The sequence below is a fragment of the Kosakonia sp. S42 genome, assembly GCF_016624785.1.
In the GTDB taxonomy this organism is placed as follows: Bacteria; Pseudomonadota; Gammaproteobacteria; order Enterobacterales; family Enterobacteriaceae; genus Kosakonia; species Kosakonia cowanii.
The window spans coordinates 28382-44732 of the sequence record NZ_JACVTW010000025.1 but is presented as its reverse complement, the minus strand read 5'-3'; the positions used below and the strand labels follow the sequence as shown (position 1 = coordinate 44732).

Sequence of the window (16351 nt, the reverse complement as noted above, 5' to 3'; positions counted from 1 at the left end):
GCGCCAAATACCGCTACACTTTTGCCAGTCCATGTTTGCCTCCGGGGAACGGGCCTGCCGTTTCCATAAAATGATGAACTTTTTTAACAGTTGCCACACCGAACGGCACTGATGATTGTGCTTTATCGTGTCATGAAGCGCCTGCCATAACCCGCTCAACATAATGCACCCATGGCGAGTAAACATTACCCTGAACTCCGTATTTTCATTCAGCCAGCGCTGCGTTTCCCGGTTTTTGTGGATTATGTAGTTGTCCACGATGGGCGTTATCGTTTTCGCCCGCCGGTATGCCGACTTCAGGTGTTTCAACAGACTGATAAATAAGGCTGAGATTCTGTTGTTGCCACCTACGTAACTGACTAGCGCCCCGGCCAGATAATCTTTTTCATTCTGTCCTGGTGTTACCACGCGTTTTTGTTGTCCGCGTAGTTGCCAGCCAGCACCGATTTTGGGATTAAGATGGATATCCACTTCATCTTCATAAAAGATCGGATTCTCTGCGCCGCATTCGTTCAGTGCTTTATGTATCGCCGCCATCTTTTCATCTTTATGCGGGTCACGGATACACAGAGTTGGTGCAGCCCTGCGCCAACAAGTCCCGCAGAGGGCAGCGACGAACGGTTCCGGTATGCAACTGGCTCTGGGTTATCTCATTGATTTTTATTGCCGGCAGTTCCGTACTCCAGCGTGAACGCTGGTCGCCAGAATCGCCGTGAAAGCGTTTACCCGCTCACGTAACAGTGTACAGATATGCCCGAACGACCAGCGACGGGCACGCCCTGCGGGTAATGATTCCAGTCCTTCAACACCCGACAGCGTGAACCCGTAATTCAGTGTCCGGCGGGTGAACCAGGGTGTTCTGGCAACGTCGCTGACGCGGTCGCCCCGGTGCAGCATGAGCATGGCGGTCGGTCTGCGGGCATGGTTTTTATCACGTGTTTTATGGATAGTTTTCTGTATCAGGCGTCGTCCGGTACCGGGTATTGGCGCTATGATCGGCATCGCACAATCCGGCTGAGTTCCCTCTAAGTGATCTACTACTCCGCACAGCTATTTAGCAGAGGACCGATGCTCACCATTCTGGTAGATTGTGAAAAGCATAAGAATGATTTATTTCAAACATTCTGGCGATATCATACAGAGAGTTACCTTGCTAATATCTATCCAAGATAAGCGGTTTTGTTTTGGCGTATAGTTGATGTTCGTTCTTTTTTTTAAATAACAATCTCTTTAGTTTAATGATAGTATTGAATCTATTCATCGGGTTTACAATGAAAAGCAAATGATGATTTTTGTTACATATTCCCACAGCAGTTTCTTTGAAAATGACCATCAGAATTATAATAATTAAAATGTTGTTTATAAAAGATTATTTCGAGGATATAAATGATTAACCTTTCATGTGGTATGGTTTATATTAATATATTTTTTTGGGAATGAAAATTCCGTAATGAGATCTACTCAATTTCATTATTGATGAAAGATCCTTAGAGACATTAAGCAAGGATGTAATAAATTCCTTTGCCCACCAATGATTGTCATAGCGTTTTATTTTTGTCAGAAGCTTACTGTGTCTGCGTTTGCGCTCATGCAATGGCATGGTCAGTGCTGAATGGAGTAACTCACTGGTTTTATAAACATCATAAGAATTGGTCATTATTGCCTCGGTAAGTTGTTCAGCAGCTCCGGTAAACTCTGACAAAATCAGCACCCCCGGATCTCCTCATCCTGAGCAAGAATATATTCTTTGGCCCTCATACTCATCCCTTCGGAAAGCGGAGTAAATAATGCGACGTTAGCCTTTCTGTAAAGTTTATAAATGAGCTCACGATTACAGAGGCTATTGTGAATATAATTAATTGGATACCAAGCCAAATCACCGTAACACCCGTTTATTTCTCCGCAAAATCGATCAAGTCGCACTTGTAAATCGGGTGAAGAATGAGGGTATTCTAGCGAAGGATCTGATATCTGCAACAGATTAACATCTCGAATATACTGAGGATAATTATCCAATAGTGTACGCATTGCTTCCAGACGATAATGAATACCGCTGATATCACTGATGATATCATTGCTAATAATAATGTTTCTTTGATAATCCTTTACTGCGGTAGCAGTAAAGTTGTACTTTGCAATCGATTCTTTGTCGATTCCACATGGAAATATACCAATTTTAATCAGACGACCATTCATCTGAATGATATCAGTAGCGATTCGTTCAGCGCGATAGTAACGTAGAACATATGAGGAAAAATTATTGATATCAGAGCTGGATTGAAAACCTATCAGGTCGTAACATAACATCGAGTTAATTAGGTAGTCATGTTCCGGTATTGAACGCAGTACCTCTCCAGGTGGAAAAGGTTGATGTAAAAAGAAACCACTTTTATTATGATAACCTACAACTTTCAGCATTCTTCCAGCAGGCAATAAATGATAATCATGTACCCAAATGATATCTTCGGACTTAATATGTAAGGCTACGGTGTTAACCACTTCGCTATTATAGGATCTCCAGGTAGTAAAGAACTCTTTTCTATAACATGTGAGATCCGGGCGATTATGAAAAACTGGCCACAGGACTTGATGAATATATCCTTGATAATAATTATCATATTCGTTAGGTGAGAGATTCCAAGAAAAGGTCTGACACTCAGGTTTAAGCTTATGCTGAATCGTGCGGGTTTTCTTGGTTGTAGATATTTCACCATTCCAGCCAAACCATAGTCCTGCTAGTTTTTTAAATATATTTGAAAAACTAACGAGTAGTGGATCATCAATGTAATTGTTACACGTTTCGCTACGATTTGAAATGATAATTAAACTGGACATATTTACCTCAATGTTTTTATTATTGATCGCGAAAAGAAGCATACATTTTCATTAGAAAGAAATGGCTAATTCTTCCTGAGTCACAATACTTTCGAACAAAGTAAGTTCTGCGAGCTTGCTATGGATCCACTGTTCTGAAAATTGCTTGCCCAGACTTTCAATCAAATAGGACGAGTTCTGGAAAGCCTTTATGGCTTGTTGTTGAAACAGAGGCAAAGGAGGAGCAACATGTGTAACATGTTCCAGCGAGTCATCATCAACATTTTCCAAACCGTACAGCATGCCGGTTAGTATAGTGGCCATCACTAAATAGGGATTAGAATCAGCACCGGCAATGCGATATTCGATTCGACTGTTTTCCTCTGTCGAGCAAGGAATGCGTAATGCAGCAGAACGTTTATTGAATCCCCAAGAGCTAAATAAAGGCTCATCAAGATTTTTCCGCATGCGCCGGAATGAGTTTACTCCGGGGGCCATAATTGCCAATGATGCAGACATCAGATGCAGTAAACCAGCCAAACACAGGCGTGTCATTTCGTTTAGTTCATTAGCTGGAGCTGCAAAAACATTGCTACCATGAATATCATTTAAACTGATATGAAAATGCAGACCATTACCCGCAAGCTGGGAGAAAGGCTTAGCCATAAAGTTCGCCTTGTATCCGAATTCAGTTGCGACGATGCTGGTTAACCTGCGCAATGCCAGAACATTCTCGCAGACTTCCACTACCTGATGTGAATGGCGAAGATTGAGTTCGAATTGTCCTGGCTCAGCCTCACTGACAATGCCCGTCAGGGACAGATTTTGTGCAGCAGCCATCTCTTCTAGTTTTTCGATGAACGGAGCGTAAGTGGAAGGGACCGTCATATGGAAACACCCCTGGCTACGCATAATCTGGGTCTGATGATCGATAAGGTAGAACTCAATTTCCGGCGCGATCACCGGATAAAGACCATGATGATGGAATCGGTGAAGTACATTCTCCAAGATCACTCTTGGCTCCAGTGCATAGGGCAATCCGTTGGCATCGCGCATTGACAATAAAAGCTGAGCATTTTCCTGAGGCCCGTAAGCCGAAGGACGTAAAGTTCCCTTTACTGGCAGGCAAAGCCTGTCGGGCTCATCCATCACAACCCGGTCAGAATCCTTGCAGACCACCTTTCCTTCCCAATCCATGGAATAGACCGACTGCGGAAAATAGCACCCTTTCGAGATAGATTCGAGATCCGTGACTTTAACTCGTTTCCCTCTAAAGATCCCATTTATGTCGTTAAGATAAATGTCGATATGCTTTGTTTTGGGATATTGCAAAAGATAAGTTTTCACTTCTTGTTGAAATTCACGCTGTAATTCATTGTTTGGGTAACTTTTTTCCAAATTCATTACATCAACAATCTTGTTTGATTGCGACAGGGTTAAAAACGTGCGGATGTTCTGCAGTAGTGGAAACTTCATTGTCGAGTTCATAATTATCTTTTAGGTATGCCTGACGGCGATTGCAGGAGTATAAATAAATTCGGCATACATGGATATAAATAAAGTGTATAAATGGTAATAGTTTAAGTAAAAAAAATATATATTTACGGAAGTTGGTATTATTAAATTGATCTTTGATTTTCACTTTTTTTATCACTATGAATATTAGTGTTAGATCCTATCTGAAATGTCAGATTATTGAATAATATAAAATAAATAAACTATGACAAGCTCACTTCATTACCTAAAGACAGATTCGTTGCCTCACACATGGCTTTCACGGCCCGCTTCTGGACTGCCATCAGAACTTTCCGCCCGGAGCCACCTGAAGTGTCTCTTTATCCAGCATGGCTTCGGCGGACAGCTTCTGAGGCGGGCGTTCTCCGCTGCTTCACTTCAAAAATTCTATGCCGCCAAACTTTTTGCACCAGATGTAGAAGTTCGCACCGGAGTGCGACAAAGCTCCTGGGTAGAAACTCCGGCTTCAGCTTCGCGAAGGATACTGATGATCTATCCGTCGAATAAATGCTTCATTGTGATATCTCATGTAACTGATGAAGACATTTGTATTAATCAACGGGGAACAGATCAAATGAATAACTGGGCACAGAAAACTGTTAGAAAAAATCTGCATGAATGTTTTTTTGTTACATATTTTTCTGTGTATTGTGTTAAGAATCGTAACAACGCAATGCCGTTTAATATCAAAACTTCATTCCAGCGGCTTTTCTGGCTTCCGGGTATTTTCCATGTAAAAACGGAAAGCAACAGCCCTACTTATTTAATTTCGATATATATCCAGAGCAACCTGAAGATTGACCGAACTAGTTAAAGCTCCATGTTGCTCACTTCAATACTCGATCAAAAAAAATCGTTCTTGAAAACGGCTTAAGAAAATTAATAAGTCTATTGAGATGCCTTCAGCATAAGACTTCGAAGGAAAATTGAGTTTTCCTTATAGTTCCAATCCGATTCTGGAAAATCTTCAAATCGAAAAACAATAGAGGGCGGATTAAAGTTACTTAGCGCTTCTTGTGCATCGATATTAAGGTTATCAATTCTCAGATCTTCCTGCATGACAAACAGAGTATCTTCAAAAGAGATTTTTCTGATTTCAGTTGGTTGCCAGTGCGTTTTCATAAAAATAAGATGATAAAGTGCTGATCTCCCATCAAGCGCATCGAAAATCGTTGCATACTTTATTCTGTGCTGATGAAGCACTATTTCAAGAGTGAAAATAAAAGCTGTTCTGTTTCTGATCTGATAATCTAGCTGGCTACCATGATAATAAGAAGAATGAGATATATTTCTGTTTTCGCATATTCGCGATCGGATAACCTGAAGCAGATCTTGATACTCAGACATAATGAACCCCCTGTTTCTGGTAAGATACTTTTGGCGACTTAACTGTATCAGATAGCAGCCCGAACCATCTACGTCACGGCTCATAAATTGCTATTGATCTTTACTGGCAGGCAGGTATAAATTAATCAGCGTGGTGAATCCCCCTGAGCGGAGGGGTGTAAAGGTTGCGGTCAGTGACTGGTTTTGTTGATATGCAGTTAAAGGTACGCGGGTCAGTGCGGCAACCTGCCAAAGACCCACCGGGAGGCACCCGGCACCACAATCTCGAAGTTAAACCAGGAATGTAGTGCCGATTTGGTATTCGCTTTGCCCACTCACTCGGGTGGGTTTTTTTATTCCAGACTTAAAGCTCATCTGGTATGAGCAGTCCTCTCATAGGGGGAGGGTAGGCAGATTCTGATTTCTCACGGCGTACCCTTTCAAGCCAACACACTTCTACTGAACTCTCTTTTTTTGCTTTATACTCCCTGATATCACTGAATTTTTCTGTCGCGATCTTATCCAAAGTCAACCTGGTTCTACCCAAATCAAGTGATGTCTGAGGGCCTTTGCGGGGCATATCGTTCAATGGAAATTAGGGGGAGCTCCTGTGCCACTAGATTGGCCTCCTGCATCTCCAGACACTTCGATCCACCTTAAATTAATGACTAGTCTTGAAACTAGTCATTAGACTAATTGGGAGATAGATCGAAGAGTTGCTCGGACCAGAGCGCCGCAGGCGCCGTTCTCCACAGGAAAAAATTGCCATTGTTCGGGAGACGCTCCAGCCTGGCATGACGGTATCTCATATCGCACGGCTCCATGGTGTAAATGCCAACCAGACTTCGCCTGGCGCAAGCAGCATCAAGGAGGGCAGATGACCACTGAGGATGTCGTTTTCTCCTCCAAACTCGCGGCGGCGGTGAAACAAATCAAAGAGCTACAGCGCCTGCTGGGTAAAAGGACCATGGAGAACGAGTTGCTGAAGGAAGCCGTAAAATATGGCCGCCAAAAAAGTGGATAGCGCGCGCCCTTATTGCCCGAGGATGGCGACCGCGCTTCTTCAGTCACTGTCTTCAGGTCTCGTGTGCACACGGAGACTGGCTGGGCGGGAGAATAAAAGGCCAGACCGATGATGCCGACATGCTGTAGAGGATCCATAGCGTTATCGGTGAGGTGCCGACTTACGGTTATCGCCGTGTCTGGGCATTGCTGCGCTGCCAATCGGAAACACTGGTGGTGGAGGTCGTCAATGCCAAACGAGTGTACCGGATTATGAGCCAGCAGCGTTGTTGTTGGAACGAAAGCCCAGAGTGCAGCCGGTAGGTCGAACGCAAACCGGTAAAGTGGTCGTCAATGAAAGTAACCTACGGTAGTGTTCTGACGGCTTCGAGTTCCGCTGTGATAACGGTGGAAAACTCCGCGTCATCTTCGCCCTGGGCTGCCGGTACCGGCGGCTTCGACAGTGACACTGTTCAGGACGTGTGTTGGGTACGGTGGAACGTCGCTTCGGACAGCACCTGCCGCCAGATTCAATCGAGTGACTGATAGATAACGGCTCAGCCTACAGGGCGCATGATACCCCGCGGTTCGCTCGGTTGCTGGGGCTGGAACCGAAAAGAACAGCGGTACGTAGTCCGGAGAGTAATGGCATGGCAGAAAGCTTCGTGAAGACGATGAAACGCGACTACATCAGCGTTATACCACGTCCTGATGCCCGAACGGCAGTGCAGAATCTGGCGATGGCGTTCGGGCATTACAACGAATGGCATCCGCACAGTGCAGTGCGTTAGACTACCGTTCGCTGCGGGAATATCTGCGACGCCGGCAGACCTGAATAAGAGAGTCGATGAGCCTGGAGTTATAGGGGAAAATCCACACTTTGTTGCTCGGTAAAATGCTGTACAGAATCATCATAATGGGTATCAGTAGCAGACCGACAGCAATAGTGGTTGGATGCCCCAGCGTCACGGCGGTATCCAGACCTGTATAGACTTCACGCCCTTTGAAATACTTTTGGAAGAACTTTCTTGCGCCGTCGGAGATGGGCATTAAGCCCTCGATAATCAGGCGGATCATGCGCGGGAACATTACCATGATTACCGCAACATTAATCATTAAACTGGCGCAATCTTTAAAACCTTCGCCAACTGCCAGGCCAAAAATCAGACCGAGCACTACGCCGATAATCACCAGATCGCCGACCATGCCGTATCGTTTCTGGATCTCCTGACATCGATATTGCGTTCCTTCATAAAAGGGGGTTTTTTCATAGATAGCATCGGGTAGAACGAACAGCGGTACTGAACTGAAACCGTAGCTTTGCTGTATCGAAATATTTTCCAACCCGACGATGTTCTGTATCCGTTTCCCCGTCGTAATACCGTGCCTGCATGTAAACCATGCCTGTATCTGGATCGTTCACATGGCTGGTATAGCCCGGTCCGGCTTCGGGTGTGCCCATCGCCGGGCTACCGTACGGACGATAATCCGCTGTCGAAATGATGTTGCCCTGCGCGTCAGCCTTCACCAGCACGGTGCCGTGCGGATCGGTGTAGTAATACGTGATCGTTTCGCCGGCGTGGGCGCGACCCACCAGGCAAAGCAGCGTCACCAGAACGAACGGTAACACCGTTCCCCCAAAGCGGCGTCGCCGCCTGGACCTGTCAGCCCTGAAGGTCACGCCCAGCCGACGCCAGGCATTCAAAGTGCGTTCGATAAGGGGTGTTATGGGCTGATGTCTCCGGACCAGGGCGAGCAGGCTTGGTCGTTGCAGGCGCAAAGGCGGTAAATATCTTCAGGCGCCGGCAGTTGACCACTCTCCACGACCTGAGAGGTTCGGCCGCCCTCCACCCGGATCATGCGGTTGGCGTGAACGCCGAGGATCTCGTATCGCGTTGCGCCGGGCACCGCGGTCCACGAAATGGTGTAGATATCATCGTTATGTCGGACGCCGGCTTTCATCTGGATATTGCCGGGCACAGGGGGCCCCAGCGTGACCACTACGGTGACTTCATTGCCCCACGGTCCGCAGCCACTGCTGTTGCACGCTTGCACGTTGTAGCGATATGTGCCGTTGCCCTTTCCCGTGACCGGCCAGCCGCTGCTGGCGTCGGTCACTGAATCGACGATCGTTTCCCCGGCGCCGTTGGCGTTTTCCTTGATGTTGTAGCGGGTCGCCCCGGCGACGGCCGACCAGCCGATGGTAAACGTGCCCACGGTCGTGGTGCCGCCGCCGGTCACGGTCGGCGCCCCCTTGGGAGGCAAGGTGACAACGACGGCAGGGCTGGTGGCATACCTGCTGCAACCGTTGGCATTACATGCCTTGACGCGGTAATACCACGTGGCGGAATCGGTTTCGTTGACGGTGGTCTGTGTGGCCTGGCCGGTATACACCGTCGTCCATCCATGGCCCTCACTGTGCTCCAGTTGGTAGGACGTGGTCCACGCCGCGCTGGCCCAACGCACGCCCACGGCACCGGTCGCGCTGGTGGGCACTTCAAGGTTCCCCGGCGTGGCAGGAACGCGCGCCACCACGACGGCCTCCGAGGTGGTCCACACACTGCACCCACGGCTGTTGCACGCCTGGACGCGCAGGAGATAGCGACCGTCGGGAGGATTGGAGAGGGTGGCCGTGGTGGCCGCCCCGTTCGACAGTGTTGTCCAGTGGGCCCCTTGATCGGTGGAGTATTGCGCGGTGTAGGTGACGGCGGTGGCACTGGCTGACCAGCCCACGGACACGCTGGAGGCATCCGCGGCCACGCTACCATGGATGGCCGATGGCGCGGCCGGAGCCTGGGTCGATGGCGGCACCGTCCAGGTCCCCGAACCGCTCAGCGGCAGATTGTCGCCGCCGGTGGATGAGATGCCGTAGACGTAAATGGGCTGCCCGCTGTAACGGGTCCGGTTGTCGTCGCTCAGGGGGATGCTGAAACGGTGGCGCGTTCCGGAGGAATGGCAGGCCGTCTGGACGGCCGCCTCACTCGCCACATTGGCAGTCCAGCCGCCGAGCATCGTGCCTGCCCCACCGGGACCACCGACATACACATGGACATCGATCGGTGGCACCAGGCCCGAGGCACATGCCCAACCGGTTATCGCCGTGTCCGTGCCGCCAGAGACGGCATCGATGTGCCCGAGGATGGTCGCCATCGACGCCTTCTTGCTCGCCACCAGCGTCTTGCCCAGGTGGATATAATCCGTGCCCTCCGCCGTCGCCTGATCATACTGCCACACGAGGGTGCCGGTGCTGTTATAGGCGTAGTAAGTGGTGCCCGCCGGCGTCACCGCTTTGACGCGCCGGCCGGTCGCGTCATACAGATACGCGCCCTTGCCGGCCACGCTCAATAAACGGTTGGCAAGATCGTAGGTGAGCGCCTGGCCGTCCCGACTGACCGTGTTACCGCGCGGATCATACTGAAACGCATGCGCGGTTTGACCGCCCTTGACGATCGCCGACAGCCGGTTGTTCGCATCGTAGTTGTAAGTGTGCAGGCCAGGCGCGGCAGATCCAGATCCCAGTCACCGAACGATGCGTTGTTGAAACGGACCGTCGTATCGCCGTCGGCCTGAAACGTTCGCCCGATCTCAATCGTCGGTCCATTCCCGGGAAGGGAGATGTCGGTGACGTGGAAGGCCAGGCTTCCGTCGTAGACGTTTACCGATTCCCCGAAGGGCGTGTCGCCCAGCGGCTGGATTTCCGTATCGACCCTCACCAGCTTTTTGTATTCGTCTTCGGGATTGGTGGTGGCCGTTTGAGTAAGTCCCACTACCGGCACCAACGCGAGCGCAAACGCAAACCAGCGCCACCGTGTCATGACCTGTCTCCAGTCATCCGACTATCGTTCGCAGCTTTTTTTGCTGCGCCCTCTGTGGACAGCGATTCTCCTGATTGGCACGGTTCCACTGCCAGCTGACGCGGACGCTAAATGCATATGCATAAGGGCGACAAGTGCCTGTCGCCGGATACGCAGTAATTTGCGTATGAGTGATTGCAAAATAAAACGTATGCGCTAAATAAGACGCAACTTGACGCCCGAACCTCACAATGGAAAAAATAGGCTGCACTTTTTTGTGATGTTCGTACGGGTTCGCGCCTGTAAAGATGCGTTGTCGGTTAACGCCAAACGTGGAGGTGTTCAGTCATGGCGAAGGTGTGTTGCAGGAGGGCATGGTTCAGTGAATGCACTGGAGCGACGGCTCAATGACCGGGATCCTCGCTGAGGCAGAGATTGCAAACGGCCGGAACAACCCGGCTCTAAAAGTACGTTTCGATGCCGGGTTATGCAGGTTGAGTTCGTCCCTACTAGGATGACACGTTACGAACGAATTTTACTGGGCAGGTAGGTTCAATCTTGATCGGATGACCTTTTCCCTTTTCAAGGTAGGGGCCATTAACCCTTAGACACCATTCCCTTACATTTCTTTTTTAATAAGGCATGGAACAAATAATTGTGAAGAGATAAGTTAAATGAGAATTAATTTTCATTCATTACACGTTCGCCGGCGTAACCAGATTTTTAACGGACTTTGACCTGTGGCATCCGACAGAAATATGGTGCATTGACACGTCAGCCTTATATGGTTAACAGAAAATTGACCTAAACTCTAAGCAGCATATGCCGTCACAAATATATATCATTCCTCGTCCTGGAAACGGGAATCCGGAACACCCTTCAAGGACTTTTCCCGGTCAAAACAGACTGTTTTGAATAAACAATGGCACTATTGAGGTCAGCGTTATGAAACACACAACCGGTATTTTTCCTTACCAGTTTTCCGCGCTTGATTACGACCAACAATCGCGTTTTGATGCCTGGCGTTCAGAGCACAGGCATCACGATATTTCCCGGGGCATGCGTGACGTCATCATTCATGATGCCAGTTTTCTGGGGACTCATCTTGATGATCTCATGCTGGGACAATGGCACTTTTGCGCTCAGTGCGCACACGGCATTGACCGGCAGGCTTATCGCACTCGTCAAAAAATCCGGCGTGATGGCCTGGATCATTTTTATTTACGCCTCAGTCTGACTGAGGCATGGTGCATGAGCGTAAATGATGAAACTTTGCTGGTGGAACCGGGGCAGCTGGCTCTGGTCGATCTTGGGCAGCCTTATGACCTCAGTATCGCCTCGGGTGATGTCCTCATGCTGATGGTTCCGCGTGACAACCTTCCCGCCGTGACAGCTAATTTGCACGGAACGGTACTCAGTCATGCATTGGGTCAGCTTTTCGCAGACTATCTTCGCGCCCTGTTTTTCAGACTTGGCGACTGGAGAACAGAGGAATACCCGTCGGTTGCGGAGGCGACTCTGAATTTCTTATCGGCGAGCCTGTCCGGGGATTCCGACATTCGTGAAGCCGTACATCGCGAAATAGACGAAACCCTGTTGAGCAAAGTTCGCCGTCATATAGACTGCAATCTCGACAATCAGGCACTAAGCGTTAACGATATCTGTGCCCATGTCGGATTGTCACGTTCCAGACTTTATCGTCTGTTTGAGCCAGCGGGAGGCATTGCAAATTACATACGCAGGCGCCGGTTAACAAAGGTCTACAGGATATTACAGGCACACGTGGGGCCAAAGCCTTTGATTTCCGATCTGGCATTTCGGTTTGGTTTCAGTAGTCCTGACCAACTTGCCCGCGCATTTAAACGGCGCTATGGTTTCGCGCCCCGGGATTTGGCAAATGATGCCTTATCGTCCGGTGTTTCACCTTCCGCTCGATTTACAGGAATATGGCTTCAGCCGCGCTAACGCAGAGAACCATGTTCGTCCATTGACTTGCGGAAGATCGCGTTGCCAGCGATGGTCAGGAATTCGCCAAGAACGTCACCGACGATGATACCGGCAGCCAGGCCTTCCAGCGTGAATCCTTTCACAGAGTACCGAAGCATGAAGGAACGACAGATCAGGCCCAGAAAAACCAGGCTTCCTGCAACGGGGTTCGCGATGAGCAACCCCGTTGCAAACAGAATGCCCCATTGACGTTTTGGCCCACCGATGAGTTGAAGTAATCCACCTGCAGTCGCCCAGCCAAGGATCGCGGGTTCATGATGATCACGGGTGCGGATGACAGCAGCAAAGGTTTTGCTGATGGGTGCGACCTGACCATGCAGAAAAAGTGAATGCTGCATCATTGCAACAGTGGCAATTGCAATCGTAAAGCCTATACCAGCGGCGATAAATTGCTGCCGACGGCCCTCATCCTCGAACGCATTCTCACTGTTTCCGCGAAGTATAAACCCCGTTTTGAAGTCGTACCCCATATTTGCGAATGCAGGACCGGTTGCAGAAACGAATACACTCAGTGTGACAAGCAATTCGGATGAGAAATGGAACCATGCTCCTGTCAACAACACGATGATCGCAGTGCCGAAGGCGGGTGCCCAGCCACTGTGCATGGCGGCCAGTCCAACAATAATTTCGTGAAATAGAGCGGCGAGCGCGGCAAAGATTACGAATCCTGTAAGTTCCATTGGAGATAACTGTCGATCCAGCCCGGTCCCCATTGTCAGGGCTACGGCCAGTAAGATATATCCGCAGCCGCCAAACATCATCGAGCGGGCCAATGACGCTCGCCCTGATTTTCTGACGGATGACGACGACGCAGCGTGCTCAGAGGGTTCACACCGAAAATGAGAATGCCACATTACACCCACAAACTGGAGCGCGGATATGGCACCAGCTCCGAGTAAAGCGCCCTCGGTTCCCTGGCCTGGAGGTTGCCACACAGAGAACATCGGCAAAACAGATTTAGCAAGAAGACCCGCCGCAAAAAACAGCATTGTGCCGCCACTGCACAATAATGAGATACCCACAGCCGTCACAGGCAAACCGGCCAGGGCACCTGCCATACCTACAGCAGCCCCCGCCATCAGTCCTCCTGATTTGTGTGTGCCCGATGTTCCTGTGGCTATCATTTCGGCAGTCGCTTCACCGAGCGGCCAGGGTGCCGACGCCGGGAATGCTGACGAGCCGAATACCCGATAGAGTAGTAACGCGTCCCATACCATGGCGGCACTGGAGCACATGAGTAAAACCGGGATCCAGTGCGAGAGCCCCATGATATGCGGCAACCCTAAAGGTGCTATCAGACTGATTGCAGCCCCGAAGCTGGCCGAAGACACTGCTGTCTGGATCAGATTCTGAGTGTGTGGATTGCGCAGTGTCTTAAAGGCGCAATAAGGGATCCGTGCGAAAGCCATGGTCGCCATCACGCCGAGAAGCGATGTCGCAGGGACGACACCTATGGTCGTAATAAGCTGAACACCGACGACGGCACCCACAACGCTGGAGGGTAGCATCACGGCCAGAATAAACAGGGTCAGCGTTCTGGGATGGTCGTTACTTTGCGTGGGCTTTTTCAAGTCGCTCTCCTGCTTTTTCGCTGACCTGATTTAAGGCACTTACCTTCCTGAATTACTGAACCTGTGTGTTATCAGAAGCAGCGCGACAAATGTCATTACCGACACGCCTGCGAGCAGCCCCATTGCAACCCGGTATCCCATAAGAAACGCTTGTCTCAAAAGAGCGTGTGCGCCAGTGAGATTAAGGTCTGGAATATGGTGTTGCATAACATTCAGACCGCCTTCCAGGTCGCTTACCGCAACTCTGATCCAGCTCCCTGGTTCTACGCCGAGATTTGCCACGTCACAGGCAAGCTGATGCCCCGCAGCTAACTGATAGCAAAAAATTCCTGACGCCAGCCCAATCGCGCCGCCAATATTATGGATTGTCCAGCACGATCCCATAGCGACGGCTCCCTTGTTTTCGGGGACTGAAGAGAGTGCGGCCACCGTTGAAGGCCCGAGGATACACGCCCAGCCAGCACCCATGAGCAAAAAAGCGACAGTGATTATGCTTATACTGCTGCTCGCCGAAAAAGACGCTTGCAGTGCCGCCGAAGCTGCGAATAACGCGAATCCCCCTAACAACATCGATTTATAGCCGTACTGATCTGTGATCCTGCCGACGATGGGTGAAAGAATGGCAACGGTTGCCGTGGTCGGCAATAGCATGAGCCCGACCTGATACCCGGCCATACCGACAACCTCGCTCAGGTAGAGAGGCATCAGGAAAAAACCGAGAACATAGAAAAAGGCGAGGGCCGCCTGCGCGAGGACAGCACCAATAAATGATCGTCTCAGAAATAATGAGAAGTCCAGTATGGGCGATTCAACGCGTCTTTCGGTCCGGTAAAAGAATGCGAGCATGAGCAGGCTGAAACAGCCTGCTGTCATGATTTTAAGGGAAAGCCAGCCATACTCATTGCCCTGAGTGACGGCCCACAGTCCGCAACTCAACGCGGTGATCAGAAGTATCAGGCCTCTCCAGTCGAGCGTACGCAAGGCGGTATCGTCCCGCGATTCCTTTACGCTCATTGCGCAAATGATCAGACTCACGGCGATCAAAGGAACGTTGAGCAGGAATATCCAGCGCCATCCTAATGTACTGACCACTATGCCGCCGAGAACAGGGCCAACCGCAAGCCCCAGTCCGTTAATTCCAAACAGCCAGCCGATTGCCTTGCCACGCTGATCCTCTGGAAATGCATGAGAAATGATAGCCCCCGACGCGGTATAAAGCACAGCACAGCACACGCCCTGAATACCCCGAAAAGCAATCAGCCATTCCGCCTGGGAAACGAGTCCTGCCGCCAGGGATGCCATACCGAAACCGACAGCACCAGCGTAAAGAACGCGGCGGCGTCCATACAAATCAGCTATTCGCCCCATCACCACCATGCACGCAGACAGCGCGAGCAGGAACGCGTTTATAAACCACTGCAGCTCGTTGACAGACGCATGTAATGCGGCCCGCATTGCGGGCAGTGCGGTGTTGACAATGGTAAAATCGATGCACCCGAGGAAGCTGAGAATGCCTACGCCAGTCATTATCCACCATTTTCGACCGGCGTCGAAGTCACGCCTCATGTTTTTCGTCCTGTTGATATGGATGGCGGTTCTGATTAGCCGACTCTGATAATACAGATAGCCGAATGGGAATTGATCGCCGTCTGAAACGTAATGACAGCCATTGCGCTTTGCCCGGATAAGCGCCGGCAACAAAACGGGTTCGGGTGGCCAGCATTGCCGATGTTACCGGCTGTGGGTATATGATGAACTCGTAGCCCCGGGACGCCCACATCGGCATGATGATCGGGCATTCCTCAAGAAGATAATTGAGGCATTTTGTTTTTAGCTCGGAAATGACTAATCCCGGGTTGCGTTTCAGCGCCCGCTCAGTGAACCTGGCAATTGTTTCATCGACGGCTGATCGGTAATCAGTTTCCTCCTGATATGCTCTTTTAACTGCCAGATAAAAACTGGAACAGGAGGAATTAAACCTGGCTTCATCCCATCTCAGGATGTTATGAGGTATACGCAACGCTTTGATTCTGGCGTCATTCCGCTGCAACCAGTCCTCACCAGGCTGATAAGTAAGCATTCTGTTTTGTTCAGGTTTCGGGTCTTCCCTATTATGCTGCTGCAGCGTATCCGCCACAGCAATGGTACATTCTGCGAAATCGCTGGCGTTAATCAGCGTGATGGTGGCAACCAGCTTATCACTCTCGTGATAATCCTGACCTACGCTGATAAGTAAAACTGTTCTTTTTCCACGCAATGCGTCGGGGTTGATCCCGCATTCAAAGGACGCTTTTTGATAAAAATAAATGTCGTCCATAGCGC

Annotated in this window: 11 protein-coding genes and 4 pseudogenes; 2 read left to right on the top strand and 13 right to left on the bottom strand. The window is 49.9% G+C overall.

The window, feature by feature from the left end; translation table 11 throughout:
* Positions 1-13 precede the first annotated feature (13 nt).
* From IAE50_RS20175 to IAE50_RS20160, 6 genes and pseudogenes are all read right to left on the bottom strand, one after another.
* Positions 14-1002 (bottom strand): annotated as a pseudogene (locus tag IAE50_RS20175) (IS630 family transposase).
* 415 nt (positions 1003-1417) lie between these two features.
* Complete coding sequence (locus IAE50_RS26495; protein WP_309228093.1) at positions 1418-1711, bottom strand: trehalose-6-phosphate synthase; 294 nt, start codon at positions 1709-1711, stop codon at positions 1418-1420.
* The gene (locus tag IAE50_RS26075) at positions 1705-2835 is read right to left on the bottom strand and encodes a trehalose-6-phosphate synthase (RefSeq protein ID WP_255563694.1); all 1131 of its coding nucleotides are present in this window, start codon (positions 2833-2835) and stop codon (positions 1705-1707) included. Before IAE50_RS26075 ends, IAE50_RS26495 begins: the two co-directional genes overlap by 7 nt.
* 51 nt (positions 2836-2886) lie before the next feature.
* Complete coding sequence (locus tag IAE50_RS20165; protein ID WP_234467247.1) at positions 2887-4290, bottom strand: glutamine synthetase family protein; 1404 nt, start codon at positions 4288-4290, stop codon at positions 2887-2889.
* 269 nt (positions 4291-4559) lie between these two features.
* Positions 4560-4821, bottom strand: a pseudogene (locus IAE50_RS26595) (IS3 family transposase); the annotation flags it as partial.
* A 396-nt stretch (positions 4822-5217) separates the two neighbouring features.
* A complete protein-coding gene (locus IAE50_RS20160) occupies positions 5218-5676 on the bottom strand; it encodes a hypothetical protein (protein ID WP_200581069.1) in 459 nt (152 codons plus the stop codon).
* Positions 5677-6362: 686 nt separating this feature from the next.
* Between IAE50_RS20160 and IAE50_RS20155 the strand changes: the two are divergent.
* Positions 6363-7492 (top strand): annotated as a pseudogene (locus tag IAE50_RS20155) (IS3 family transposase).
* Between the two features lie 41 nt (positions 7493-7533).
* Here the strand turns inward: IAE50_RS20155 and IAE50_RS20150 are convergent.
* The 4 genes and pseudogenes from IAE50_RS20150 to IAE50_RS20135 all read right to left on the bottom strand — a co-directional run.
* Positions 7534-8031: pseudogene (locus tag IAE50_RS20150) on the bottom strand (PTS transporter subunit IIC); the annotation flags it as partial.
* Positions 7925-8287 (bottom strand): hypothetical protein, encoded by a 363-nt coding sequence (locus IAE50_RS20145; protein WP_200581068.1) that lies wholly within the window; start codon positions 8285-8287, stop codon positions 7925-7927. The pseudogene IAE50_RS20150 and the gene IAE50_RS20145, both read right to left, overlap by 107 nt.
* 95 nt (positions 8288-8382) lie before the next feature.
* Positions 8383-9996 carry a chitinase N-terminal domain-containing protein gene (locus tag IAE50_RS20140; protein ID WP_200581067.1) on the bottom strand — a complete coding sequence of 538 codons (1614 nt, stop codon included), beginning with the start codon at positions 9994-9996 and terminating at the stop codon, positions 8383-8385.
* A gap of 2 nt (positions 9997-9998) precedes the next feature.
* Positions 9999-10472, bottom strand: coding sequence for a hypothetical protein (locus IAE50_RS20135; protein ID WP_200581066.1), 474 nt, complete (start codon positions 10470-10472; stop codon positions 9999-10001).
* Positions 10473-11396: 924 nt separating this feature from the next.
* Between IAE50_RS20135 and IAE50_RS20130 the strand changes: the two genes are divergently transcribed.
* Complete coding sequence (locus IAE50_RS20130) at positions 11397-12416, top strand: helix-turn-helix domain-containing protein (protein ID WP_200581065.1); 1020 nt, start codon at positions 11397-11399, stop codon at positions 12414-12416.
* On the opposite strand, the gene IAE50_RS20125 is transcribed toward IAE50_RS20130, so the two are convergent.
* The 3 genes from IAE50_RS20125 to IAE50_RS20115 are packed head-to-tail and all read right to left on the bottom strand — an operon-like array spanning position 12413 to position 16346.
* Positions 12413-14029, bottom strand: a complete 1617-nt coding sequence (locus IAE50_RS20125) for an OPT family oligopeptide transporter (RefSeq protein WP_200581064.1) — start codon at positions 14027-14029, stop codon at positions 12413-12415. The genes IAE50_RS20130 and IAE50_RS20125 overlap by 4 nt on opposite strands.
* A gap of 39 nt (positions 14030-14068) precedes the next feature.
* Positions 14069-15595: an MFS transporter gene (locus IAE50_RS20120; protein WP_200581063.1), complete on the bottom strand. Its 1527-nt coding sequence runs from the start codon at positions 15593-15595 to the stop codon at positions 14069-14071.
* Complete coding sequence (locus IAE50_RS20115; RefSeq protein WP_200581062.1) at positions 15585-16346, bottom strand: hypothetical protein; 762 nt, start codon at positions 16344-16346, stop codon at positions 15585-15587. The genes IAE50_RS20120 and IAE50_RS20115 overlap by 11 nt, the downstream gene beginning before the upstream one ends.
* Positions 16347-16351: the final 5 nt, after the last annotated feature.